Origin of the sequence: Chelativorans multitrophicus (assembly GCF_011317445.1) — a bacterium.
Taxonomy (GTDB): Bacteria; Pseudomonadota; Alphaproteobacteria; order Rhizobiales; family Rhizobiaceae; genus Chelativorans; species Chelativorans multitrophicus.
The window spans coordinates 232,318-254,099 of the sequence record NZ_JAAAPL010000001.1 but is presented as its reverse complement, the minus strand read 5'-3'; the positions used below and the strand labels follow the sequence as shown (position 1 = coordinate 254,099).

Annotated in this window: 26 protein-coding genes; 11 read left to right on the top strand and 15 right to left on the bottom strand. The window is 61.6% G+C overall.

Annotation, left to right across the window (positions count from 1 at the left end):
* The first annotated feature begins 120 nt into the window (after positions 1-120).
* Positions 121-963 carry a DUF1194 domain-containing protein gene (locus GNP00_RS01200; protein ID WP_011580638.1) on the top strand — a complete coding sequence of 281 codons (843 nt, stop codon included), beginning with the start codon at positions 121-123 and terminating at the stop codon, positions 961-963.
* Positions 964-1,023: 60 nt separating this feature from the next.
* On the opposite strand, the gene GNP00_RS23540 is transcribed toward GNP00_RS01200, so the two are convergent.
* A complete protein-coding gene (locus GNP00_RS23540; RefSeq protein ID WP_281352145.1) occupies positions 1,024-1,149 on the bottom strand; it encodes a hypothetical protein in 126 nt (41 codons plus the stop codon).
* A 19-nt stretch (positions 1,150-1,168) separates the two neighbouring features.
* Entirely contained in the window at positions 1,169-1,354 is a 186-nt protein-coding gene (locus GNP00_RS01195; protein WP_041544645.1) for a hypothetical protein, read from the bottom strand.
* Positions 1,355-1,475: 121 nt separating this feature from the next.
* On the opposite strand from GNP00_RS01195, the gene GNP00_RS01190 reads away from it, so the two are divergent.
* Together GNP00_RS01190 and ligD are read left to right on the top strand one after the other, a co-directional pair.
* Positions 1,476-2,375 (top strand): LysR substrate-binding domain-containing protein, encoded by a 900-nt coding sequence (locus tag GNP00_RS01190; RefSeq protein ID WP_011580639.1) that lies wholly within the window; start codon positions 1,476-1,478, stop codon positions 2,373-2,375.
* 70 nt (positions 2,376-2,445) lie between these two features.
* Positions 2,446-3,351, top strand: a complete 906-nt coding sequence (ligD, locus tag GNP00_RS01185; protein WP_011580640.1) for a non-homologous end-joining DNA ligase — start codon at positions 2,446-2,448, stop codon at positions 3,349-3,351.
* A gap of 581 nt (positions 3,352-3,932) precedes the next feature.
* Here ligD and GNP00_RS01180 read toward each other — a convergent pair.
* Entirely contained in the window at positions 3,933-4,628 is a 696-nt protein-coding gene (locus tag GNP00_RS01180; protein WP_011580641.1) for an exopolysaccharide biosynthesis protein, read from the bottom strand.
* Positions 4,629-4,859: 231 nt separating this feature from the next.
* Between GNP00_RS01180 and GNP00_RS01175 the strand changes: the two genes are divergently transcribed.
* The 5 genes from GNP00_RS01175 to GNP00_RS01155 all read left to right on the top strand — a co-directional run bounded on the left by GNP00_RS01175 (position 4,860) and on the right by GNP00_RS01155 (position 7,379).
* On the top strand, positions 4,860-5,021 hold the full coding sequence (locus GNP00_RS01175) for an entericidin domain-containing protein (RefSeq protein WP_041545260.1): 162 nt from the start codon (positions 4,860-4,862) through the stop codon (positions 5,019-5,021).
* 263 nt (positions 5,022-5,284) lie between these two features.
* Positions 5,285-5,752: a hypothetical protein gene (locus GNP00_RS01170; protein ID WP_011580643.1), complete on the top strand. Its 468-nt coding sequence runs from the start codon at positions 5,285-5,287 to the stop codon at positions 5,750-5,752.
* Positions 5,753-5,760: 8 nt separating this feature from the next.
* On the top strand, positions 5,761-6,159 hold the full coding sequence (locus tag GNP00_RS01165) for a hypothetical protein (protein WP_011580644.1): 399 nt from the start codon (positions 5,761-5,763) through the stop codon (positions 6,157-6,159).
* A 59-nt stretch (positions 6,160-6,218) separates the two neighbouring features.
* Entirely contained in the window at positions 6,219-6,608 is a 390-nt protein-coding gene (locus GNP00_RS01160) for a hypothetical protein (protein ID WP_343034321.1), read from the top strand.
* A 399-nt stretch (positions 6,609-7,007) separates the two neighbouring features.
* On the top strand, positions 7,008-7,379 hold the full coding sequence (locus GNP00_RS01155) for a DUF4354 family protein (RefSeq protein WP_011580646.1): 372 nt from the start codon (positions 7,008-7,010) through the stop codon (positions 7,377-7,379).
* A 382-nt stretch (positions 7,380-7,761) separates the two neighbouring features.
* On the opposite strand, the gene mmsB is transcribed toward GNP00_RS01155, so the two are convergent.
* From mmsB to GNP00_RS01125, 6 genes are all read right to left on the bottom strand, one after another.
* Complete coding sequence (gene mmsB, locus GNP00_RS01150; protein ID WP_011580647.1) at positions 7,762-8,646, bottom strand: 3-hydroxyisobutyrate dehydrogenase; 885 nt, start codon at positions 8,644-8,646, stop codon at positions 7,762-7,764.
* 45 nt (positions 8,647-8,691) lie between these two features.
* On the bottom strand, positions 8,692-9,117 hold the full coding sequence (locus GNP00_RS01145; protein ID WP_041544647.1) for a VOC family protein: 426 nt from the start codon (positions 9,115-9,117) through the stop codon (positions 8,692-8,694).
* Between the two features lie 69 nt (positions 9,118-9,186).
* A complete protein-coding gene (locus GNP00_RS01140) occupies positions 9,187-10,821 on the bottom strand; it encodes an ABC transporter ATP-binding protein (protein WP_011580649.1) in 1,635 nt (544 codons plus the stop codon).
* Positions 10,818-11,681 (bottom strand): ABC transporter permease, encoded by an 864-nt coding sequence (locus GNP00_RS01135; protein WP_011580650.1) that lies wholly within the window; start codon positions 11,679-11,681, stop codon positions 10,818-10,820. Before GNP00_RS01135 ends, GNP00_RS01140 begins: the two co-directional genes overlap by 4 nt.
* Positions 11,678-12,634 carry an ABC transporter permease gene (locus GNP00_RS01130; RefSeq protein WP_011580651.1) on the bottom strand — a complete coding sequence of 319 codons (957 nt, stop codon included), beginning with the start codon at positions 12,632-12,634 and terminating at the stop codon, positions 11,678-11,680. The genes GNP00_RS01135 and GNP00_RS01130 overlap by 4 nt, the downstream gene beginning before the upstream one ends.
* A gap of 234 nt (positions 12,635-12,868) precedes the next feature.
* On the bottom strand, positions 12,869-14,350 hold the full coding sequence (locus tag GNP00_RS01125) for an ABC transporter substrate-binding protein (protein ID WP_011580652.1): 1,482 nt from the start codon (positions 14,348-14,350) through the stop codon (positions 12,869-12,871).
* Between the two features lie 226 nt (positions 14,351-14,576).
* Here GNP00_RS01125 and GNP00_RS01120 point away from each other — a divergent pair, with 226 nt between their 5' ends.
* Positions 14,577-14,996, top strand: a complete 420-nt coding sequence (locus GNP00_RS01120; protein WP_011580653.1) for a L,D-transpeptidase family protein — start codon at positions 14,577-14,579, stop codon at positions 14,994-14,996.
* A gap of 7 nt (positions 14,997-15,003) precedes the next feature.
* Here the strand turns inward: GNP00_RS01120 and GNP00_RS01115 are convergent, their stop codons facing one another.
* A complete protein-coding gene (locus tag GNP00_RS01115; RefSeq protein ID WP_011580654.1) occupies positions 15,004-15,924 on the bottom strand; it encodes a lipid A biosynthesis lauroyl acyltransferase in 921 nt (306 codons plus the stop codon).
* Between the two features lie 20 nt (positions 15,925-15,944).
* On the opposite strand from GNP00_RS01115, the gene GNP00_RS01110 reads away from it, so the two are divergent.
* Positions 15,945-16,190, top strand: coding sequence for a hypothetical protein (locus GNP00_RS01110; RefSeq protein ID WP_011580655.1), 246 nt, complete (start codon positions 15,945-15,947; stop codon positions 16,188-16,190).
* Positions 16,191-16,202: 12 nt separating this feature from the next.
* On the opposite strand, the gene GNP00_RS01105 is transcribed toward GNP00_RS01110, so the two are convergent.
* From GNP00_RS01105 to GNP00_RS01085, 5 genes are all read right to left on the bottom strand, one after another.
* Positions 16,203-17,231 (bottom strand): zinc-binding dehydrogenase, encoded by a 1,029-nt coding sequence (locus GNP00_RS01105; protein ID WP_011580656.1) that lies wholly within the window; start codon positions 17,229-17,231, stop codon positions 16,203-16,205.
* Positions 17,232-17,261: 30 nt separating this feature from the next.
* Positions 17,262-18,530, bottom strand: a complete 1,269-nt coding sequence (locus GNP00_RS01100) for a beta-ketoacyl-ACP synthase (RefSeq protein ID WP_011580657.1) — start codon at positions 18,528-18,530, stop codon at positions 17,262-17,264.
* 11 nt (positions 18,531-18,541) lie between these two features.
* Positions 18,542-19,726 carry a beta-ketoacyl-ACP synthase gene (locus tag GNP00_RS01095; protein ID WP_011580658.1) on the bottom strand — a complete coding sequence of 395 codons (1,185 nt, stop codon included), beginning with the start codon at positions 19,724-19,726 and terminating at the stop codon, positions 18,542-18,544.
* 23 nt (positions 19,727-19,749) lie between these two features.
* On the bottom strand, positions 19,750-20,034 hold the full coding sequence (locus tag GNP00_RS01090; RefSeq protein WP_011580659.1) for an acyl carrier protein: 285 nt from the start codon (positions 20,032-20,034) through the stop codon (positions 19,750-19,752).
* Between the two features lie 94 nt (positions 20,035-20,128).
* Positions 20,129-20,680 (bottom strand): histidine phosphatase family protein, encoded by a 552-nt coding sequence (locus GNP00_RS01085; protein WP_011580660.1) that lies wholly within the window; start codon positions 20,678-20,680, stop codon positions 20,129-20,131.
* A gap of 123 nt (positions 20,681-20,803) precedes the next feature.
* Here GNP00_RS01085 and GNP00_RS01080 point away from each other — a divergent pair, with 123 nt between their 5' ends.
* Entirely contained in the window at positions 20,804-21,751 is a 948-nt protein-coding gene (locus GNP00_RS01080; protein ID WP_041544648.1) for an AEC family transporter, read from the top strand.
* Positions 21,752-21,782: the final 31 nt, after the last annotated feature.

Below are 21,782 nucleotides of genomic sequence, written 5' to 3'. Positions count from 1 at the left end.
GTGATGTATGCGCTGCAAAGCCGGCGGGCGCGGGGCCTCATCGCGCAATTGTGAATTGGCGGCAAGGCTTTTTCGCACGCCAGGAATTGCAGGCGGCGGCGTCTCCCGTAAACTCCGGATATGTTTGCTCCAGGTCGACAACGGCGCTGGCATTTCCTGGGTGCGCTCACCGCGCTCTCCGTCATGCTTGTGCCAGGCGCTGCGCAGGCACAGGAGGCTGTGGATGTCGAGCTGGTGCTGGCCGTCGACGTTTCGCTCTCCATGTCGCCGGGAGAACTCGAGATCCAGCGTCATGGTTATGCGGCGGCGCTCACCCACCAGTCGGTGATCGACGCGATTTCGGATGGGTTGCACGGGCGCATAGCAGTTACTTTCTTCGAATGGGCGGGTGACTTTTCGCAACGCGTGCTCGTGCCGTGGACCGTGATTGCTTCGGCAGAGGACGCGGAGAAGATCGCCCAAATGCTGACGGCCAGCCCGTCGCAGAGCGCGCGCAGGACATCCATATCAGGCGCCATCAATTTCGCCTCCGACCTGTTTGCCGAAAGCCCCTATAAGGGAGTGCGCCGGGTGCTCGACGTCTCCGGCGATGGCCCCAACAATCAGGGGCCCTCCGTCACCGAGGCGCGCGATGCGCTGGTGGCTGAAGGCATCACGATCAACGGCCTGCCGCTCATGACGAACGAGGGCTACGCCTCGTCCTTTGATACCTCGGACCTCGACAACTACTATACGAATTGCGTGATCGGCGGGCCCGGCGCTTTCATGATCCCGGTCAACGAATGGTCGCAGTTTCCCGAAGCGATACGCCGGAAGCTGGTTATCGAGCTCGCGGGCGCCAGCGCGCCGGACGAGTTGCGGCCACATATTGTGCTAGCCCAGGCAAGCCCCGCCTATGACTGCCTCATTGGCGAGAAGATGTGGCGGAACCGGTCCTGGATCTGGCGGGAACAGTCTCCCTAGAGCAATCCCAGGAAAAGCGGACCTTCCGTCCTGGTATTGCGTAAGATCAAAGCTTGGATTTCAGCGTCTCGGTGAAACGCGCTTGAGACCCACATCCCGCCGCACCGGGCTTTTGCCGGTGCGGCCCTGCTCCATCATCTCGTCGAATTCACGGAGAAACACGCGGAGCGTTATTAGGATTCCCATTTCATCCTCCTCTGCGGTTCTAGGGCTGACCGAGACCGGGGCCGGCCGCGCGGTAGAGGGTTTGCGTCGGCGCTCCGGCGCTCGGCCAGCCGATATCCTTCTGGATTTCAGGCGGCAGGCTGCTGATGAGGCGCTCCGCTCGGCGACGTCGCCAAAGCGCAGCGTAATGCCGCAAATATTCCGTAAGCGATGCTCGAACAGGCATGGTTCTGCTCCTTCTGCTTTCGGGCGGGCCGGGTTTCTGATGGATTGACTATGTGGGGGTTTTGTTATTCAATCAAACGCAATGATGTTATGATAACGTTCAATGAAATTGAAGAGTCGTCATGAACGCACCCCTGAATCACCCGCTGCCGCTGCTGGAGCTTGATGTCCTTCGAACCTTTGTCGCCATTGCCGAAACGGGCAGCTTCACCGCGGCTTCCAATGCCGTCTTCCGCACTCCTTCGGCCGTTTCCATGCAGATCAAGAAATTGGAGGAACAGCTCGGCCGCCCCGTTTTCGTGCGGGACGCGCGCTCCGTCACATTGACCTCCGACGGCGAGACGCTGCTGAGCTATGCGCGGCGGCTGCTTGCGCTCAATCGCGAAGCGGTGTCGAAATTCGTGATGCCGGATATCAGCGGCATTGTGCGGCTTGGCTCTCCGGATGATTTCGGCGAGCGCGTGCTTCCGAGCGTTCTGAAGCGCTTTGCCCAGACACATCCGGCCATTGCCGTCGATGTGGTGATCGATCAAAGCGCCAGTTTGAGAAAGCGCATGGCCGCTCGTCAGCTCGACATCACGCTCATGACCTGCTCGGAAGATGTGGATCAGACGGGCATTGAGATCCTTCTGACAGAGCCGATCGTATGGGCGGGAGCGAAGGGGGGATGCGCCCATATGCGAGAGCCCCTTCCGGTGTCTCTCTGGGAGGAGAGCTGCACCTGGCGCGCCAGAGCGGTGAAAGCGCTTTCAAAGCATAACCGTGATTATCGCATCGCCTATATGAGCGCGCACGCGGCCGGGCAAAGAGCGGCGATCCTTTCAGATCTCGCGATCGCGCCCCTTCCCAAATCCTTCATGGAGGATGACCTGGTCGAGCTTGGACCGAAGGACGGCCTGCCGGAACTCGGCAATTATCAGATCGCCATGGTCGTCACGCCCGATGCCGCCGCACCGGTAAGAGCCGCGGCCGACCATATCCGTGCAGCGTTCGACATGTTCAACGAGACCGGGCGGTTCTAGGCGGCAGGAACCATTGGCGCGGCGTCTTTATTGGTAGGGGCGTTTTTCTTCGGGATATTGAGGAGGCGGCATGCAACGCGAAGGCCGCGAGACGATCGCCGGCATTTCCTTGTCCCACCCGGACAAAGTGCTCTTCGAGTCCCAGGGCCTGACAAAGGCCGATATTGCCCGGCATTATCTCCGGGTTGCCGATCGCATGCTCCCCGCGATCAGGAATCGTCTGGTGAGCCTCGTGCGTTGCCCGGACGGCCCGAGCCAGGAATGCTTTTTCCAAAAGCATGCCGGCCGAGGGTTTCCCTCGGCAGTCAAGCGGCGGGAAATCACCGAGAAGGATGGTGACAAGGCAGAATACCTCTATACTAACGACCTCAAGGGCATCGTCGCCGGCGTCCAGATGAACACACTGGAGTTTCACATCTGGGGATCGCGAATCGATGCGATCGAAAAGCCCGATCGCCTCGTCTTCGATCTCGATCCGGATGAAGGGCTAGGTTTTGCCGATGTGAAGCAGGCCTGCTTTGATCTGCGCCATCGCCTTGAGGGGCTTGGGCTTCAAACGCTGCCAATGGTGACCGGCGGCAAGGGCATTCATGTGGTGGCGCCGCTTTCCCGCCGCGCGGAATGGCCGGAGGTGAAGGCCTTCGCTCGCGCGCTTGCCTACCGCATGGGAGAGGAAGAACCGGAGCGCTTCCTGGCCCAGGCTTCCAAGGAGAAGCGCAAGGGCCGCATCTTCATCGACTGGCTGAGGAACGAGCGCGGAGCGACAGCGATAGCTCCCTATTCGACGCGGGCGCGGCAGGGCGCGCCGATCGCGATGCCCGTCTCGTGGGAGGAGTTGCGGGGACTGGATGCGGCCAACACCTTCCATGTGCAGGATATGGAAGCGCGCATGGCGGCTCCGGATCCCTGGGCGGAGGCCGCCGGCTGGCGGCAGTCCATCACGAGGAAGCTTCTGGAGAAGGCGGGCGCGGAGTAGCACGCATGATCCGGGCCGATCGGACACTTGAAGCGGCTCGCCCATAAGAAGGTCCGATATCGCCATAATCGCCGCGCGCCTTATCAACACCGGGCCAGCCGAACCGAACTCAACAGGAGTAGCCCGCCCATGCCCTTCGGCCACATCCCGCCATCCAGTCAAAATCCGGCTGGCGCCCCGCCGGCCTATTCCCGGCATCCCAATCCCGGTGCGGAGTTCCGGGGCGCTCCCCGCCGGCCACCAGCCTATGCTCCGGGTCCTCCTCCGCCCTATAACCCTTCCAACGTGCAGCAGCAGGGGTCTTCCAGCGCTCCTGTCTGGGGCTCGGCCGCTGACATATGGCAGCAGAGAAGGCCGGGGAGTGGCGGCGAAGGCGGCAGCGGAACGGCAGGTGCCCCGCGGGAGTCACGCGTGTAATCGGGTAAAAGGCATCTCCGCCGAACTGATCCTCAAACAGACGGTTTTGGAGGCCCCGTGTCTCCGCCCCGCCGCACCCGTTCCTAGCGCGAACGGCGGCGGGGTCTTTTCGCGCAGGCAATCGTGAGCACCCAGCTTTATTAGAAAGCGACGCGGCTATGAGGCTACAGTATGAAAAATGCTGCGAGGGCGCCCGCACTGCCGAAAATGACGCCCACAATGACAAGCGAAAACAGCCCGACTGCGACGGCGATCCCGAGCAGAAGCCCGTCACATTCGGAGAGTGCTAGGCCGAGTAGCGCGCAGGCAAGCGCCGGGAACCAGTTGCCGAACGGGATCGGCAGTGTGATGAGGACGCCCAGAAAGAGGGCGCAGAGGCCGACTGCGCGATCCGCCTGGCCCGGAGCGAACGGCCAGTAGCGCGGGCGGATCAGGCGCTCCACCCGTTTCACCTTGGGGCCGAGCTTTTCGCTCATCTGGCGAAATTGCTCCACGCCCACCGACTTCGTCAGGATCGAATGTGGAAGCCACACCGTGCTGCGACCCAGCACCATCTGGATCGAGATGAGCAGGAGAGGAATACCCAGCACAAGCGTGCTGCCCGGCGGCAGCGGAAGCATATTGAGCAACGCGAAGAAGACAAGAAACGTCGCGAAGCTGCGCTCACCCAGCGCATTTCGCAATTGATCCACGGTGATCGCCGTTCCCTGCGCATTATGCACTAGATCTTCGAATATCTGGGACAGGCGCCGTGGCGGTGGATAATGTGCCGACAATCTCTCCAGTGCGCTTCCTTCCTCGTTCAACCGGTTCTGTTTCAAGCTATTTCGTTGCAAGCGCCGCCAAGCGATAAGCAGCATTATATAGCGGGTTAATGTGAACGCCGAAACTCCAGGATATCAAGCCTGGATGCATCTGCTGATATTGAAGGTCGACGGCATTCTGCGCCGGCCGCCGAGCCCGCAATCAGCATAGGTCACAAGCGCCGGCGCAGGCGATGGCCAGAACCTTTTCTGGCTCAATGCGTTTTGTCCCTGTCATTGTCGTCATTTTCACGTCTCTCGCGTGGAGCGAAAATGGGGAATCAGATCATGTCTGCCAAGATCCTTTCGCGCATTGCCGTTCTCGCCGCCGTGATCGGCTTGGCCGCCGGCTGCGCCAACACCATTCGCGGTGTGGGCCAGGACACCGCGAATGCCGTTAATGCCACTCAGAACGCGGGGCAGAATGTAGCGACCGCCGCCGAGAGATAGCGTGCACGGCTGCAACTGACGCTCGGGTCCAAGCTGCCATAATGTACTTGCGCTCAATCAAGCATTGGCGCGTTGCGATGCCGCCCGCAGGAAAGAGACTGCCAGGCACACTCCGCTCCAGCACCTGCGCCAATGCCCCGTCCTCCTTGCAGGATTGATCTTCTAGTTGTTTCAGCATATCAAAATACACGTTTAAATGTTGGTTAACAAAGTGAGTGCTACTGAGTCGGACGGGGGGTTTTTGGGCTTCCAGGAGCAACATTATGAAGAAACTCTTTGTCGCTGCTGTCATCACGGCTGCAACGATGTCCAATGCCGAAGCTGCAACCGCTACCATGCCGTTCAGCAGCACCGTATCTGCGACATGCAATATCGCCATCGATTCGGCAGGTATCATGACCCCCAGCAGTGATCAGACCCAGTTGAGCTCTCAGGAGCAGGGCGGCAGCGCCGGTCTTGCGACGATCACGACCACCGGAGCGTCCTTCGATGTCACGGCCTCCGCGCCGACCGCGTTTAGCGCGGCCCCTGCGGGCGGCGAGACGAATGTCACCTTCGCCTCGCTCTACAGTGCCACCGGCGCCACGACAGCCACCGACGTGGCCGGCGCAACACCGACGGCATTGGGCACCGGTGTTACGAATCTGGCCGTCGATCTCACTGCGACGAAGTCCACCGGCATCTTCCCTGAAGGCAATTACTCGGCCGACGTAACCATAACCTGCGAATAGGACGGGCGATGAGACCGGACCGGCTGCTTCAGGTTGCGGTGTTCTTTGTGGTCGCTTTGTCGAGTTCTCCTGTCGGCGCCCAGTCTATGACTCCGATGCGGGGCGTCATCACCAGCTTTGCCGATGAGTTCGCTGTCCGCGTCTTCCCACGCAATACGTATCGCCACCAGGTTGAGGTGGCGGTACGCGTCTATGACGAAAATTTCCGCCCGGTTCGTGCACGTACATCGCCCTCCACGATGATGCTCACCGGCGGGGCCTCCCGCCCGGTGGTCGTCGTTATCCCGTTCGAGGGCATGAGCGAACGGCGCGTTCGAATCTGTACCGAAAGCATTCCCTTCCCCGACGGCACAACCAGGATAAAGGCACAGATATGCGGGCGTTTCCTGGCTCGTCGGTTGCGCTGATGGCGGTGATATTTCCATTACATTGGACCGTAAGTGCAGCCGCCGATGATTTTTTTATAGTGAAGCAAAATCAGACCGGCATCTCCTTGCCGGGCGTCAGCGCCCCGAGCGGTCACGACGAAGTTCGCGCCGCCGACGGGACCACCTGCCGGTCCGCGGTAGGTGGACGAGGCGCCTATGTCGATTCCGGCATCATAGGAGGTGGCCTTGATGGCAGCGGCTCCAACGCGCTTACGGCGTATGGGCGTGTCGTCGTACCGCTGGGGAAGGGGACCGAGCGGGTCGACTGCAACCGCCTCTACAATCTGGAACTGGAGCGCCTTCAGCTTGAGGTGCAGATGCTCAGGCGTGGTCTTGACCCCCGTATGAATACCGTCGTCGAGGTAGACGAAGGAGCGGCTTGGGCGGACGAGGGGTGGAGCTCCGCGGGAGAAAAACCGGGCAACTAGGAGCCTGCGCTGACCTGCTGAAGACGGCGCTGCGCGGGTGCTTGCCCGTGGGATCGCCTTATGCGCTCGGATGGCTCACCACCGCCACGAACAGCGATACGCAGGCGCCTGTGAATGCGCCAAGATGCGCCGAGCACAATGCTTACACGCCAGAGTTCGTGCCCCAAGCTGCGTCGGGGGCGTCGTAGCTCTGTCCTGCGAAAATTCGCGAATGATGTGGATCAGCTGCGGAATGCAGCCGCGTGTCAGGGCTTCTCGCCGCCGACAGTCTTTCGTTTAGACAGGTAACAGGAATGTTAGAGGAGGGAAATATCTTATAAGCCTTTCTATCCTAAGATATCTTATTGAAATCTATTTGAAAAGTATCGCCTTTAGTCTAATTGTAAATGGTAGCTCATTATGAAAAATACATATGCGTATTCAATTTTAGCAATGGCATTTGTTCTGCTTTCTTGTTCCGAAAAAGCAATCGTTGAGGGGCCAATCAAGGTGACTTCGACCCGAGATGCGTTGGAAGTCGAGACGGACGAACCCGGCGATCAGAAGGCCTTCAAGGTCAAAGTCGAGAATATCGGCGTTGCTCCAGTCGACCTGACGGATGGATGTTTTGTCCTGGTTGGGCCAGATAAGTATAAGATTGTTGCGAATACGCCAGTTTTGGACCGCACGATACTGCCTGGTCAAATCCTGGAAGGCAGCGTCGTATTCGCGGGGCCAAGAAGCATCTTTTCGGCCCGTGAGGTCAAGTTCAGCACTTCTTGCGGCGATTGAGTGCATAGCCCCAGGACGTATCTGGCGAGGCTATGCCGGGCGTCACCGTAGCGGCTCCTCGGCTCCGCGGAAACGCCTCATAGGCTTCGCATAGGCCGGCTTCCACGCGGGGCAAAAAAAGCTTGGTCAAAAAAAGCGAAACCGCGTTCTCCGGCCGGGAGAAACGCGGTCTTCTACGCACTACTCTGTCTGCCCCCGCTATACTCGTACGCTGGCGGGAGCGGCCCCTCCGGTACGCGAGACCTGATCCGGAGCCGGGGAGGCTTCAATGTCCGCCTCGTGTTTTGTTTTAGCTGGACATCGTTACCGGGAGGTTAGCGAGTGCTTGCTTATTCCTTAATTCGGGATTTTTTCCTCGCCGGTGAAAGCTTTCGCCGATGGATCATTTGGTAGTGCCGCGCAGCAAGCTTATGATGCCTGAAAAGTCCCGTCCGCCTTGGCCCATCGCATCGAAGAGCGCATAGATCTGCGCCGCTTCGGCTCCGAGCGGGGTTACGGCGCCGGCCGTCTGCGCGGCCTCCTGGGCAAGGCGCAGGTCCTTGAGCATCAGGCTTGTGGCAAAGCCTGGCTGGTAGTCCCGGTTGGCGGGGGAGGTCGGCACCGGCCCCGGCACCGGGCAATAGGTTGTCAGCGACCAGCACTGGCCCGATGAAGCCGACGCCACCTCAAAGAGGGCCTGGTGCGAAAGTCCGAGCTTTTCCGCCAGCACGAAGGCTTCCGCGACGCCGATCATCGAGATGCCCAGGATCATATTGTTGCAGATCTTCGCGGCCTGGCCGGCACCCCCATCGCCGCAATGAACGATGCGGCCGGCCATCGGCTTCAAGATGGGCTCGGCCTTGGCGAAGGCCTCAGCGGAGCCTCCGGCCATGAAGGTCAGGCTGCCCGCTTCCGCTCCGACCACCCCGCCGGAAACGGGTGCATCGACAGACAGATGACCGTGCTTGCGGGCCATCAAGTGGGCCACTCGCGCCGAGGCGACGTCGATGGTCGATGAATCGATGAAGAGCGTGCCCGCCGCCGCCTTGGCCAGGATGTCCTCATAGACCGTGAGCACATGCTTGCCCGCCGGCAGCATGGTGATGATCGCATCAGCACCTTCGATTGCCTTCTGCGCGTTCTCCGCCCGGAAAACGCCGCTCTTTTCCGCTTTTGCAAGATTCTCGGGCAAGAGATCGAAGCCATTCACCTCATGCCCGGCTTTGACCAGGTTGGCGGCCATCGGGTTTCCCATGTTTCCGAGGCCGATAAAGGCGATTTTGGTCATATAACCTCCGAATAATGGGCACCGGCCACTGTCGAATAGGAAATTTCAGGCCTCTTCATGCGCCTTCGGCCAGTAGGTCCCGACCGACCAGACATTGCCCTCGGGATCGCGGCATATGAACTCGCGGCTGCCATAGTCCCGATCGGTCAGGCCTTGCAGGATCTCAGCGCCAATCTTCACTGCCCGGTCATGGACCAGATCGGCATCCTCGACCGCGATATAGACGGATTTCCCGCCACCTTCCCCCGGCTCCCCCACCATGGCCCCATACTCATCGTCCTTTGCCTTGCCGAGCATGATGATGGATGAGCCGAGGGCGAGTTCGGCATGCGCCACTTCGTTTCCTTCTCCGTAGCGCGCATGAATGGAAAAGCCGAAAACCTTCACCAGCCACTCGATCATGGCAGCGGGATCGCGGTAGCGGAAGGTGGGGAAAACGCGCGGCGGCTGGATGGAGACGGACTTGCTCATGCGGCATTCCTCCTCGTTTGTTCGCCCGCCGGTTCCCGGCACAACTCTGCACCTTGTGGTGCTCTTTTTTCAACCCGTATCCTGCGCGAGACGTTTTCGCAGGGTCAGCCCGAGGTCGGGAGCGGCGGCCAAAAGCGCGCGGGCCGCATCGCTCCTGGGATTGTCCAGGACGATTTCCGTCGGCCCCGTCTCGACGATTTTTCCCTCGTGCATCACCAGCACCGTGTCGGTGATCGCGCGGGCAACCCTTAGATCATGCGTTATGAAGAGATAGGCGACCCCCAGCCGGTCGTTGAGGTCCGCGAAAAGATCGAGGATCTGCGCCCTGATCGAAACGTCAAGCGCGGAAACGGGCTCGTCGGCGACGATGAGCTTCGGCCTGGTGATAATCGCGCGGGCGATGGCGAGGCGCTGCCGCTGACCGCCTGAGAACTCATGCGGATATTTGTCGATGTCCAAGGGCGAAAGGCCGACTTGCTCCAGCGCCTCGGCGACCAGATCGCGCCGGCGCGCCGCACCCGGTTTCTCGTCGGCAAGATGCAGAGGCTCGGCCACTAGCCTTTCCACGCGATGACGCGGGTCGAAAGAGCCGTAGGGGTCCTGAAAGACCACCTGCATGTTGCGGCGCGCGGGCCGCAGCGCTTCCTCGCTTCTTCCGCCGATCTCCTGGCCCATAAAGCGGATGGAGCCTGAACTTGGCCGATCAAGCGCCAGAATCATTCGGGCCAGTGTCGATTTCCCGCAACCGGAGCGGCCGACGAGAGCGACGCTCTGGCCAGGGAAAATCGAGAAGGAGACATGGTCCACGGCGCGGAACCTGCTTGCCCGTGCAAAAAGACCGGCAGGGCGTACGGGATAGTCGCGCGTCAGGCCCTCCACTTCGAGGAGGGGTGCGGCAGACGGCCCGGCGCCCGGTTTGGAAATCGCCACCCGCGCCGGGACGTGAGTGGAGGCTTCCGCAAGTTGCCTCGTATAAGGATGTGTTTTCCGCGAGAGGATCTGGACCGTTTCACCCGCCTCCATCACGGCGCCATCGCGGATGATCGTCAGGCGGTCCGTCATTTCCGCCACGACCGCCAGATCATGCGAGATGAGAAGCAGGCTCATGCCGCTTTCGTTCACCAGCTCGCGTAAGAGCGTCAGAATCTGCCTCTGCAGCACCACGTCGAGCGCCGTGGTCGGCTCATCCGCGATCAGAAGCTTCGGCTTGAGCGCGCAGGCGATGGCGATCACGACGCGCTGGCGCTGTCCGCCCGAAAGCTCGTGCGGATAGCGGGTGAGGGGGAATTCCTTTTCGGGCAGTCCCACGCGTTCGAGCATGGCGCGGGCGCGGCTCTCTGCGTCTGCCCTGTTCGCGCCCGTGTGCCAGCGGATTCCTTCGGCCACCTGCTGGCCGATGGTCTTCACCGGGTTGAGCGCCGTCATCGGTTCCTGAAAAATCATGCCGATGTCGTCCCCGCGCAGCCGGCACATGGCGGCTTCAGGCGCGGAGAGGATGTCGATGCCGTCGAACTGCACGCGGCCGCCCGCCCGTGCGCCAGGCGGCAGAAGCTTCATGATGCTGAGCGCCGTCATGGACTTGCCGGAGCCTGATTCGCCCACCAGGCCCATGATTTCGCCCGGCTCTATCGAAATGTCGATGCTCCTGAGGATCTGCGATCCGCCGATCGAGAGCGTCAGCTTTTCGATCTGGAGCAGGCTCATCGCTCTTGCCTCAGCCGCGGGTCGAGAACGTCGCGAAGCCCGTCGCCCAGCAGGTTCAGCCCGAGCACGGTGACGACGATGGCGAGTCCCGGAAAAAGCGCCAGATGCGGCGCCACGGCAATCCGCGTTTGCGCGTCGAAGAGCATGCGCCCCCAGGAGGGCATGGGCGGCTGGGCGCCGAGGCCCAGATAGGACAGCCCCGCCTCCGCCAGAATGGCGAGCGCGAATTGGATCGTTCCCTGCACCAGAAGAAGGCCGGCGATATTGGGCAGGATGTGCTCCAGCGTTATCAGCACCTTGCCCTTGCCGGAGGCGCGGGCGGCCAGGATGAATTCGCGCGGCCACAGCGCCAGTGCCCCCGCGCGCGCAACGCGGGCAAAGACGGGCACGTTGAAGATGCCGATGGCGATGATCGCGTTTACAGCTCCCGGACCGAAGATGGCCGTGATCATCACCGCCGAAAGCAGCGCGGGAAACGCGAACATCACGTCGTTCGCGCGCATGAGCACCTCATCCGCCCAACCCCCGCGGGCGGCCGCCCAGGTACCGAGCGGTACGCCGACGCCCATCCCAATGCCCACCGCCACAATCGCGACGGCGATGGAATTGCGCGCCCCGATCATGATCATGGAGAAAATGTCGCGCCCCATATGATCAGTGCCGAAGGGATGTTCCGGGGAAAGCCCCAAAAGCCTGTTCGCGACCGCAAGCCGCGTGATGTCGTAGGGCGTCCAGAAAAAGGAGACGAGCGCCATCAGGATCACCGCTCCGGTGATGACGAGCCCCACCAGGAACGAGCGGTTGGAGAGCGCGCCGCGCATCCGTCGGCGCTGAGGCGCGGGAACCGGATCGAGGCTCATCGGCCGCCCCTCAGGCGGGGATCGACGATCGTGTAGCAAATGTCGACGACAAGGTTGATGAGGATGACGCTCGCGACGAGCAGCATCACGACGCCTTCCACCACGATCAGGTCGCGCTGGCTGATGGCTTGGAAAATGAGCCGGCCCAATCCCGGCAGGTAGAACACATTTTCGATGATGATGGTACCGGCGAGAAGGAAAGCGAATTGCAGGCCCATGATGGTGAGCACGGGGATCATCGCATTGCGCAGCGCGTGCCGCCACAGTACCCTGCGGTACGGCAGCCCTTTGGCGCGGGCGGTGCGGATGTAATCCTCACCCAGCACCTCCACCGTGGCGGAGCGCGTCACGCGGGCAAGAATCGCGGCCTGGGGAAGGGCAAGGGAAATCGCGGGCAGGATGAGCGCCCTCAGCGCTTGCCAGTGGCTCGCCCAGCTATCGCCCCATCCCGGAAACCCTCCAGCCGGAACGAGCCTCAGGCTAACGGCGAAAACATAGACGAGAAGCAGTGCGAACCAGAAATTGGGCACGGCCACGCCCACCTGCGCCAACCCCATGGCCACGGTATCGGCCGCCTTCCCACGCCTTGCCGCCGCGAAAACACCGACCGGGATGGCGATAATCGTCGAGAGGGTGAGCGCAATGAGCGCAAGCGGAAAAGAGACGGCGAGCCGTTCCTTGACGAGATCGATCACTGGCGAGGAATAGGTGAGCGAGCGGCCGAAATCCCCTGTGATCATCCCGCCGAGCCAGTCAAGATAACGGGCGGCAAGGGGCCGGTCGAGCCCCATCTCCGTGCGTAGGGCTGCGAGCGCATCGGGACTGGCATTCAAGCCCAGCATGAGGCGCGCGGGATCGCCCGGCAGGATTTCCAGGACGGAAAACACCACGAGAGAAGCCACGAAAAGAGTGGCAACCGCGATGGCAAGGCGGCGAAGGAGATAGGCGGTCATCGAACCCGCCTCGTCTCTGGCTCGGCTCGTCGGTGCCCTTTCGTACCCCCCTCTGGCCTGCCGGCCATTTCCCCCTCAAGGGGAGAGATCAACTGTCGCCAAAGTTTTCGCTGATCTCCGGCGCCGAAAGGGGCGCAAAGGTTGCCACAGCCAATCTCCCCCCTCGTGGGGGAGATGGCCGGCAGGCCAGAGGGGGGCCACGTAGAGCGCAAGCCTTCAAGGTTCCCCGAGATCTCAATCCACCCAACGCACCTTGGTGAGATCGTTTGCCTGGATGGGCATATTCTCCCACATGCCTTCGAGCTTCGCGTCCCACACCCCGATCTTCGGGAGCTGGAAGAGGAACACGTTCACCGCATCCTCAGCGATGATGCGCTGCGCCTGCCCGTAAAGTTCCTTTCGCTTTTCGGGTTCGACGGTGGCGTCGAGCTTCGTCATGATCTCGTTGAACCTGGGGTTCCGGTAACTGAAGTAATAATCGTCGCGCGCATAGATGTTGATGTCGTTCGGCTCCGTGTGGGAGATGATGGTGAGGTCAAATTCTTTATTGGTGAAGACCTGCTCCAGCCACTGGGCCCATTCCATGGGAATGATCTCGAGATTGATCCCCACCTCCCGCAATTCGGAGGCGATGATTTCACCGCCAAGCCGTGCATAGGGCGGCGGCGGAAGCTTCAGCGTCGCCGAAAAGCCGTCAGGATAGCCGGCCTCGGCCAGAAGCGCCTTGGCTTTCTCGGGATCATACGGGTAGGTGCCGGTAAGGTCCACATAGGCGGAATTTGCCGGTGAGAAGTGAGAACCGATCGGTACGCCATGGCTGTTGGTGGCGCCGAGGATCACCTCGTCGCGATTGACGGCATGAGAGATCGCCTGACGCACCTTCAGATTATTGAAGGGCTCCTTGCCATTGTTCATCGCCAGGATCGTCTCGCCCTCGGTGGCGCCGATGACAACCTTGAAGCGCGGATCGGCCTCGATCTGCGGCAGCGCGTCCCCGGCCTGCAGATTGGGGAACGCCTGCACATCGCCTGAAAGCAGCGCCGCCACGGCGGCCGCTGCATCCGGGATGAAGCGGAACTCGGCCTTTTCCAGACGCGCTGGCTCGCCCCAATACTCCGGATTCCTTGTAATCGTGACAGACGAGCCTTTTGCCCAGTTTCCGAATTTGAACGGGCCGGTGCCGATGGGCTTCTCCTTATTGCCGTCGGCCGATTCGGGCGCGACGATAACGGCATCGCCCCAGGCCATATTGTAAAGAAACGAGCCCTGCGGCTGCTGGAGCGTGACCTTCACGGTCGTGGGATCCACCACCTCGACGGTTTGGATCCCCGAGAAGAGCACTTTCTGCGCATTGGTCGAATCTTTCCCCATCGCGCGCTCGATCGAGAATTTCACATCCTCGGCATCGAAGCTTGTCCCGTCGTGATATTTGACGCCCTCACGCAGCTTGAACGTGTAGATCTTGCCGTCCTCTGAGATCTCCCAGCTCTCGGCGAGAGCCGGTACGACATCGCCGTTGGGGCCAATACGGGTAAGGCCCTCGAAGATATTGGCGTAGACAATCTCGTCGATTGCCGCGGCAGCCCCCGCCGTGGGGTCGAGATGCGGCGGCTCGAGCACGACGCCCAGCACGAGGTCTGTCCGCGCGCTCAGAGCTGCGGAAGCCGAAGCGGCCAGAATGACAGCCGCGGCCAGCGATCGTGCAAACATTCTCATTCGTCACTCCCCAAATCCGGCATCTGATTGAAGGTGCATGTTCTGCAATGATTGAAGCCTGAATCCAAGGGCGAATAGATCGCACTTGTTATCGTCGGCCCCCGGTGCCTGCTCGCCTAAGATCTTACGAAAATCAGAATGCAACTTTAGGGAGAGTTTGCATCTATGATTAAGCTGCAGATTGTATCTGTTTGGAGCAACTGGAGGGACACAGGATGAAGAGTTGGTGCGAAGTTTTGCTGCAGCGGTCCTGCTTGCAGCTTGTCTCGCGGGAGAGGCGGCTGCTGCAGGCCTGGAAGCCAGGGTAAGCCTTTCCAAGCAGGTCATGACCGTGAAGAAGGGCAACCAGGTCCTTTACCGCTGGCCGGTCTCCACCGCGCGCAAGGGCTATGTGACACCGCGGGGACGCTGGAAGCCGACGCGCATGCACCGCATGTGGCGCTCGCGCAAATACGATATGTCTCCCATGCCCTTTTCCATCTTTTATCACAGGGGCTACGCGATCCACGGCACCTATGCGGTGAAATCGCTTGGCCGCCGGGCTTCTCACGGTTGCGTGCGGCTGCACCCGGACAATGCCGCGAAGCTCTATTCGCTCGTCAAGGAGATTGGGCCCGCCAACACGCTGGTCGTCGTGACGGACTAGAAAGGGGTTACCGGATCTGCCACCGCTTATGAAACCACATCCACTGACCGGGATCGGCGCGCACCCATTCCTCCACCACATCATTGAGCAATTGTGCGGTTCGCTGAACATCGACGGCGCCAGCCTCATCGCGCGGCAGGTCGAGCTTTTCACTCACTTCGACACGGTAGCGGCCGCCGGGCAGTCGGATACAGTGCGCGGGGTGGACGTCGCAGTCGTAATGCCGCGCGAGCTTGGGCACGAGCGGGCTCGTGTTGCATTCGCGGCCGAAGAAGCGGGTGCGTGCGCCGCCCATGAATTTCTGATCCACCAGCGCGCCGATATTGCCGCCTTCGTCCAGCACTCGGGCAAGCTGGAGCGCAACGCCTGAGCGCGAGGCAAGCAGCCCGCCCATGGAAGTGCGGCGCGTTCTATGGATGTACTCGCCGATATAGGGATTATTCGGTGGCCGGAAGAGCGAGGTGACCTGAAGGCCGAAGGTTGCCGCCGCGATGGGCAGGAATTCGAAATTGCCCAGATGCGCGGTAAAGAAAATATGCGGGCGCTTCTCCTCGCGAACGCGCAGGAACACGTCGATGCCGGAGACTTCCACCCGGCCGGCGTTCGGCCTCTCCGGGTCGAAATCGAAGAGCTTGTCGAGAAAGACATATTCCACCGCAAGCCGGGCCATGTTCGCCCACATGTCGGAGGCAATGGCCTCGATCTCGTCCGCAGATTTCTGGGGATAGGCGCGGTGCAAATTGTCGAGCGCTACCCGGTGCCTGCCGGTCATCGGCCCGACCCTGCGTGCCACCCGCTCGGCGAAGTTGAGTGAGGCGTCAGGCGGCAGCAGCCGCAGCAGGGCCAGCATGGCAAGCGCCACCTGGGCCGTCAGCCAATGCTCGGCGTTTTTGAGCCTGCGGCCGAGCTTGCGGAAAAAGCGCTTCATGGGCGGGCTTAGAGCCTTTCATGGCTAGATTGAATCAATTCTGTTTCTCGTCCGGCGCGGCGATCCACGAGGAGGACGGCGCAGCGCGATGCGGGACATCGGGCAAGCCGGCCGACAAAGTGGGCGCCCGCCGGCCGGAAACCCAAAGGGCCGCGCCGGTTTGGCCCAATTCCAGCGGGCTTTGGCTCGACCGTATGCCCGATACGGCCTTCGCCAAATCCCTTGACCTTGAGCCAAACCAGCTCCGGCAGAATGGTTCAATCTAACCATGAAAGGCTCTAGCCCACACGCAGGATGATCTTGCCGAAAACATCCCGGCCTTCCATGCGCTTCAAAGCCGTGTCGATGGCCTCAAAGCCGACCTCGGTATCGATGACCGGAGCGACGATCCCGGCTGCCATTTTCTGCATGGCGTCGGCCATGTTCTCCATGCGGCAGCCGAAGGAGCCGAGGATCTTGAGCTGCTGCTGGAAGAGCTGCATCAGGTTCATATTCGTGGAAACGCCCGAGGTCGAGCCGCAGGTGACGAGCCGCCCGCCGCGCTTGAGGCACAGCATGGAGCCTGCCCAGGTATCGGCGCCCACATGCTCGAACACTACATCCACGCCGCGTTTTTTGGTGATCTTGCGCACGGCGCCTTCGAAGCGGTCCTCGCGGTAATTGATCACATGGTCGGCGCCCAGCGCCTTCGCTCGTTCGATCTTTTCGTTCGAACCCACCGTGGTGAGGACCGTGCAGCCCATGCGTTTGGCAAGCTGGATCGCGGCGGAGCCGATGCCCGAGCCGCCGGCATGAACCAGGATTGTCTCACCGGGCTCAAGCTTCGCATTGTCGAACAGCATATGCTCGACCGTTCCGAATGAGACAGGAGCCACGGCCGCGCCGATCTCGTCTACGCCGGGCGGCGCGGGCACAAGGAGGCGCGCCGGCAGGTTGATCTTTTCCTGCGCGAAGCCGTCCAGGTGAAAGCCGTGCACACCGCCGACATGCTCGCAAAGATTGTCGCGGCCTTCGCGGCAGGGGCGGCAGAGCCCGCAGGTGCGCGCGCCATAGATTGATACAAGCTGACCCGGCACGAGATTGCTGACGCCGGGTCCGACAGCGTCGACCCGGCCGGAAGCCTCCGCGCCCACGGTAAGCGGCAGCTTGCGTTTGGCAAAGGCCATGCCGCGCCAGCCCCATACATCGATGTGGTTGAGCGCGACCGCGGAGATCCGAAGCGTCACCTCACCATGGCCGGGGGGAGGGGGTGGGGATACGTCCGCGATTTCGAGCTTGCGGTCCGCGACGAGTTGCAATGCACGCATGAATGCCGGTCCTTTAGACAGGCCGGTCGCTTAACCCGCTTCGCGCGCCATGACAAGGCAAGTGTTCTGGCCGCCGAAGCCGAACGAGTTCGAAAGCACGCTGGCCACCTCTGCTTCGCGCTTTACGTTTGGCACCACGTCAAGCTCGATTGCAGGGTCCGGGTTCTCGTAGTTGATGGTCGGCGGGATGGTGTTCTCGCGCATGGTCAAAATGGAGAAGACGGCCTCCACGGCGCCCGCGGCCGAGAGCGTATGGCCGATCATGGATTTGTTGGACGAAATGGGAATCGTGCGCATGCGCTCCCCAAAGACGGTCGAGAGCGAGAGATGCTCCATCTTGTCGTTCTCGGGCGTCGAGGTGCCATGCGCGTTGACATAGCCGATCTCGTCCTCCGACATCCCGGCATCGCTGAGCGCGGCGCGCACGGCGGCGATGGCCGGCGATCCGTCAGGCTTTGAGCGTGTGCGGTGAAAATCGTCCGCCTTTTCGCCGCAGCCGCGGATAATGCCGAGGATCTCGGCGCCGCGCGCCAAAGCGTTCTCCAGCGATTCCAGCACAAGCGCGCCCGAACCTTCCGCCAGCACGAAACCGTCGCGATCCTTGGAGAAGGGCTTGGAAGCTTTTTCCGGCCGCTCGTTTTGCGTCGAGAGCGCGGAAAGAAGCGAGAAGCGAATCAGCGCCTCGGCGGTGGCCGAGCCATCCGCGCCTATGGCGAGCGCCCGCTCGCACTCTCCGCGGCGGATCGCCTCCGTCCCGAGTTGGATCGCCGTGGCGCCGGAGGCGCAGGCGGTCGAAAGTGTGATCGGAAGGCCGCGCGTGCCGTATTTTTCAGCCAGCCGGTCGGCAATCGCGGCGAACTGGCTCTCATCGAAAAGGGCGCGTTCGCTTGCCTTCCGCGCCGCCTCGATCAGGCTGCGCCAGCCATTGGCGCGATCGGATTGCGCGTAAAGCCGCAGGCGGTTGTGCCAGTCGAGCTCGACGGGTGGCGCTGCGAGGAACAGCGGGCCGCCGAAATCGCTCGTTGAGAAACCTGCCTCGCCGATGGCTTCCTCTGCGGCCGAGTCCGCCAGCGCAAAGGTAAGAGCGCTTGCGCCGCGGCTGCTCTCCGGCAGAAAATCCACCATGCCGCTTATGGTCGTCGCCAGGTGATCCGTCGGAAAGCGCGTGATCGGATGGATTCCGGACTGGCCGCCGGTCAGGGCTCGCCAATTGTCCTTCTTGCCCTGGCCGAGCGAGGTGACGACACCCATGCCGGTAACGGCGACGAGCGGGCGTCCGAAACTGTCGGTGGTCTTCATGGACGCTCTCCTTAGGCCTCTACGATGAGCCCCATGCCCTCGAAGCAGTCATAGCCGATGGCGGTGGCAAGCGCTGCCTTGGGCGCGCTTTCGAAAGGCTTTTCACTGGACGGGTCGAAGGCGGGGTAGGCTTGTCCGTGCCGGACGGCCAGCGCCGCCAGCGCCACGGCGAAGGGAAATTGCGCTTCCTTCAAGTGCCCGGTGAGCGTGTTGAAACCGCGAACCACGGCTCCCGCGCTCTCAAGCGCTGCCCTTTCCGCCGCCGTCGGCGCATGTGCGCCGGAAGCGCCGGAAATTGCGAGGACCGGCCGGACATCCTGCTGAAGCGGGGCGAGCATCGCAGCCAAGTCTTTCTGCAGGTCCGTGTCTTTCCGCCTGGCCCGGCCTGAAGCAACGGGGCCGATGGCGGCATAGGGTGTGCGGCCCCGCTTTTCCGCATGCTCACGGGATTCGAGCACCAGGAACGCGGCGCCAGACCCGGTGATCACGCCGCCGCCCAGATCTTTGTTGCGTTGCCAGACGGGCGACCATTTCTCCCGCTGAAGATATCCGCCCAGTTCGTAGGCGAGCAGCATATCCGGATGCTCGGTCTGGAACGCCGCGCCCACGAGCAGATGTGCCGATTGGCCGGAACGGATCCGCGCCGCCGCCGTCTCGATGGCTGAAACGCCGGCGCCGTCTTCGCCCATGAAGGTGCGCGACGAGCCAGTGACCTTGTGCACGATCGAGATGTTGCCGGCCAGGAGATTGGACAGCTGTGCCAGGAAGAGCGTCGGGCGAAGCTCCGTCGTGAGCTTTTCGTTCAGGAGAACGTCATTGTCGTTGCGTGTGAGCGATGCATCGAGGATCGCCTGGTCCACCGCCACGTCCCGTTCACCGCCGCCGGCCGCTATGATCATGTCCATGGACGCGCAGAGCGCTTCGTCATCCTTGATCCCGGCATCTTCCAAGGCAAGCCCTGCGGTATAAGTGCCGAGCCGCTGCCAGGTCTCCATCTGCCGCTGGTCCCCGCGCTTGGGGATCTGCGTGCTCCAGTCGATCTCGGGAAGGGGATGGACGATGTAGGGCGAGAAGCGCTCCAGGTCGAGCGCGGGCATGGGCTCGCGCCTCGTCAGGGCCTGCCAATGGGCGTCGGCGCCGAGACCCAGCGAGGAGACGACACCGATGCCGGTGATGAGCACGTCTGTCGGATTCATGTCCCCTCGCTTTGAGGCAAAGCTTAGCTGGCTGCCTTGGCGGCAACGAGCTCGTCGATCTTGGCGCACAGGTTCTTCATGACGAAATACTCCTCGCCGGAGACTTTCCCGTCATTGACTTCCTGCGTCCACTTCTCCAGCGGAATCTTGATGCCGAATTCTTTGTCGATCGCAAAGACGATGTCGAGGAAATCCAGGCTGTCGATTCCCAGATCGTCGATCGTATGGCTCTCAGGTGTAATCTTGTCGCGGTCGATCTCGCTCGTCTCTGCGATGATGTCGGCCACTTTATCAAATGTTGTCGTCACTGGCTTCCCTCGGAACGGGATTCGTTTTCTGAATGGATCAGCGGCTCTCTAATCGGTTTTTAAAGGCAGGAAAAGGGCAGATGGCAAGGGAAGGCTAATTGAACGCTATGCGTGCGGCAACGCCGATGCGCTCCTTCGAGCGCGAAACGATGATTGCCTCGGCGTCCCGCGCCCGTCCGCCTGTAACAGCTTCGATCACATTCGGGTGAGTCACCATGATCAAATTGCCGGCGCCGGTGTAGCCCATGACGCGCTCGCGAATCTCCGCGGTCTGCGCCTCTTCGGCCTCCGACCCGCGCTCGAAATCGTCAAGGGCGGCAAAGATATCCGCATCCCCGAATGCCAGCGTTGCGGTCTCGTATGCTCTGCAATAGCGGCTTGAAAGAACCGCATCGATGGGTGCTGCGCGGGCGAAGAAGAGCGCGCCCATCCTGCGCGCCTGTTCCCGGCCTTGATCGGACAGGTTGCGCCGAGTGGCGCAGGAAGCGGGATTGAAATCCGCCGGTTCGTCATGCCCAAGGGCGTTCGCATGGCTGATCAGCACGACTTGCCCGCCCTGGCGCAGCAGCGCCCAGCCCGCTTCTGTCGCGATTGCCTGGATCGAGGCGAGGAAAAGGAAAAGGACAGCGAGTGCGGTGCGGATCATCAAGTTCTCTCTTGCGGTTCACCCCTTATAACGTTCCATGCCCGTTTCCGGAAATGGGATGCCCCGGCCCGCGTTCCTGGCGCGGGTTGCGCGGTCATGTGGAGTGGCCTAAAGCAAAGGCGGATGTCGCCTCTTTTCGAAACAATCGCGTTCGTTTTCGCGCTGGTTGCCCTTGGTTATGTGAGCGGATGGTCTGGTTACCTGAGGAAGGAAACCGGAGCGGGCCTGAGCGACTTCGCCATATCCGTGGGCGTGCCGCTGCTCCTGTTCCGTACCATGGCGCAAGCCGATTTCACGGGCGGGCTGCCGCTGCGCCTGTGGGTCACCTATTTCGGGGCTGCTACGGTCACATGGGTGGTGGCGCAGCTCACGGTCGTCTACATATTCGGCCGCGATAGCCGCGCCGGGGTGGTGGGGGGCTTGTCCGGCAGTTTTTCCAATCTCGCCCTGCTCGGAGTTCCCTTTGTCCTTGGCATCTTCGGGCATGAGGGATTCGAAGTTCTCTCCCTCATCATTGCGGTCCATTTGCCGCTTATGATGGGGGCGACCATAGCCATGCTGGCATGGTTCGGCGGCAAAGGGGCGCCTCAGGGCATAAAGGCCATTCTGCGGGATTTCGTCTATAATCTCGTAACAAACCCGCTTGTTATCGGCATAGCCGCTGGCCTCCTATGGCGCTTCACCGGGCTTGAGATGCCTTCGCTTGCCTCGCGGCTTGTCGACGCGCTCGCCAATGTTGCCGCGCCGGTCGCTCTTTTCGCCATGGGGCTTGGCCTGTTGCATTACGGTGTGAGCGGCAATGTGCGGCCGGCGATCGCACTTTCCTTCCTCAAGCTATTTCTGATGCCGGCCCTGGCGCTGGTGGCAGTAAAATTGATTGGCCTCACCGGCATCAGTGCAAAGGTAGCGGTAACCGCGGCTTCGATGCCGTCAGGCATGAATCCATATCTCATTGCGATGCGTTTTGGCACCGGCCAGGGGCTCGCGTCGAATTCCATGTGCATCAGCACGGCCCTGGCGGTCGTCACCACTGCCTTCTGGGTCGCGGTGGTACAGTGGGTGTTCGGATGAAGGTGCGCTACCGCTACCCACTGTTCCTGGC

What these genes read in the sequence shown, in the direction of transcription:
- GNP00_RS01200 (WP_011580638.1), top strand. Translation starts at nt 121, where the DNA reads ATGTTTGCTCCAGGTCGACAACGGCGCTGGCATTTCCTGGGTGCGCTC.
- GNP00_RS23540 (WP_281352145.1), bottom strand. Translation starts at nt 1,149, where the DNA reads ATGGGAATCCTAATAACGCTCCGCGTGTTTCTCCGTGAATTCGACGAG.
- GNP00_RS01195 (WP_041544645.1), bottom strand. Translation starts at nt 1,354, where the DNA reads ATGCCTGTTCGAGCATCGCTTACGGAATATTTGCGGCATTACGCTGCG.
- GNP00_RS01190 (WP_011580639.1), top strand. Translation starts at nt 1,476, where the DNA reads ATGAACGCACCCCTGAATCACCCGCTGCCGCTGCTGGAGCTTGATGTC.
- ligD (WP_011580640.1), top strand. Translation starts at nt 2,446, where the DNA reads ATGCAACGCGAAGGCCGCGAGACGATCGCCGGCATTTCCTTGTCCCAC.
- GNP00_RS01180 (WP_011580641.1), bottom strand. Translation starts at nt 4,628, where the DNA reads ATGCTGCTTATCGCTTGGCGGCGCTTGCAACGAAATAGCTTGAAACAG.
- GNP00_RS01175 (WP_041545260.1), top strand. Translation starts at nt 4,860, where the DNA reads ATGTCTGCCAAGATCCTTTCGCGCATTGCCGTTCTCGCCGCCGTGATC.
- GNP00_RS01170 (WP_011580643.1), top strand. Translation starts at nt 5,285, where the DNA reads ATGAAGAAACTCTTTGTCGCTGCTGTCATCACGGCTGCAACGATGTCC.
- GNP00_RS01165 (WP_011580644.1), top strand. Translation starts at nt 5,761, where the DNA reads ATGAGACCGGACCGGCTGCTTCAGGTTGCGGTGTTCTTTGTGGTCGCT.
- GNP00_RS01155 (WP_011580646.1), top strand. Translation starts at nt 7,008, where the DNA reads ATGAAAAATACATATGCGTATTCAATTTTAGCAATGGCATTTGTTCTG.
- mmsB (WP_011580647.1), bottom strand. Translation starts at nt 8,646, where the DNA reads ATGACCAAAATCGCCTTTATCGGCCTCGGAAACATGGGAAACCCGATG.
- GNP00_RS01145 (WP_041544647.1), bottom strand. Translation starts at nt 9,117, where the DNA reads ATGAGCAAGTCCGTCTCCATCCAGCCGCCGCGCGTTTTCCCCACCTTC.
- GNP00_RS01140 (WP_011580649.1), bottom strand. Translation starts at nt 10,821, where the DNA reads ATGAGCCTGCTCCAGATCGAAAAGCTGACGCTCTCGATCGGCGGATCG.
- GNP00_RS01135 (WP_011580650.1), bottom strand. Translation starts at nt 11,681, where the DNA reads ATGAGCCTCGATCCGGTTCCCGCGCCTCAGCGCCGACGGATGCGCGGC.
- GNP00_RS01130 (WP_011580651.1), bottom strand. Translation starts at nt 12,634, where the DNA reads ATGACCGCCTATCTCCTTCGCCGCCTTGCCATCGCGGTTGCCACTCTT.
- GNP00_RS01125 (WP_011580652.1), bottom strand. Translation starts at nt 14,350, where the DNA reads ATGAGAATGTTTGCACGATCGCTGGCCGCGGCTGTCATTCTGGCCGCT.
- GNP00_RS01115 (WP_011580654.1), bottom strand. Translation starts at nt 15,924, where the DNA reads ATGAAGCGCTTTTTCCGCAAGCTCGGCCGCAGGCTCAAAAACGCCGAG.
- GNP00_RS01110 (WP_011580655.1), top strand. Translation starts at nt 15,945, where the DNA reads ATGGCTAGATTGAATCAATTCTGTTTCTCGTCCGGCGCGGCGATCCAC.
- GNP00_RS01105 (WP_011580656.1), bottom strand. Translation starts at nt 17,231, where the DNA reads ATGCGTGCATTGCAACTCGTCGCGGACCGCAAGCTCGAAATCGCGGAC.
- GNP00_RS01100 (WP_011580657.1), bottom strand. Translation starts at nt 18,530, where the DNA reads ATGAAGACCACCGACAGTTTCGGACGCCCGCTCGTCGCCGTTACCGGC.
- GNP00_RS01095 (WP_011580658.1), bottom strand. Translation starts at nt 19,726, where the DNA reads ATGAATCCGACAGACGTGCTCATCACCGGCATCGGTGTCGTCTCCTCG.
- GNP00_RS01085 (WP_011580660.1), bottom strand. Translation starts at nt 20,680, where the DNA reads ATGATCCGCACCGCACTCGCTGTCCTTTTCCTTTTCCTCGCCTCGATC.
- GNP00_RS01080 (WP_041544648.1), top strand. Translation starts at nt 20,804, where the DNA reads ATGTCGCCTCTTTTCGAAACAATCGCGTTCGTTTTCGCGCTGGTTGCC.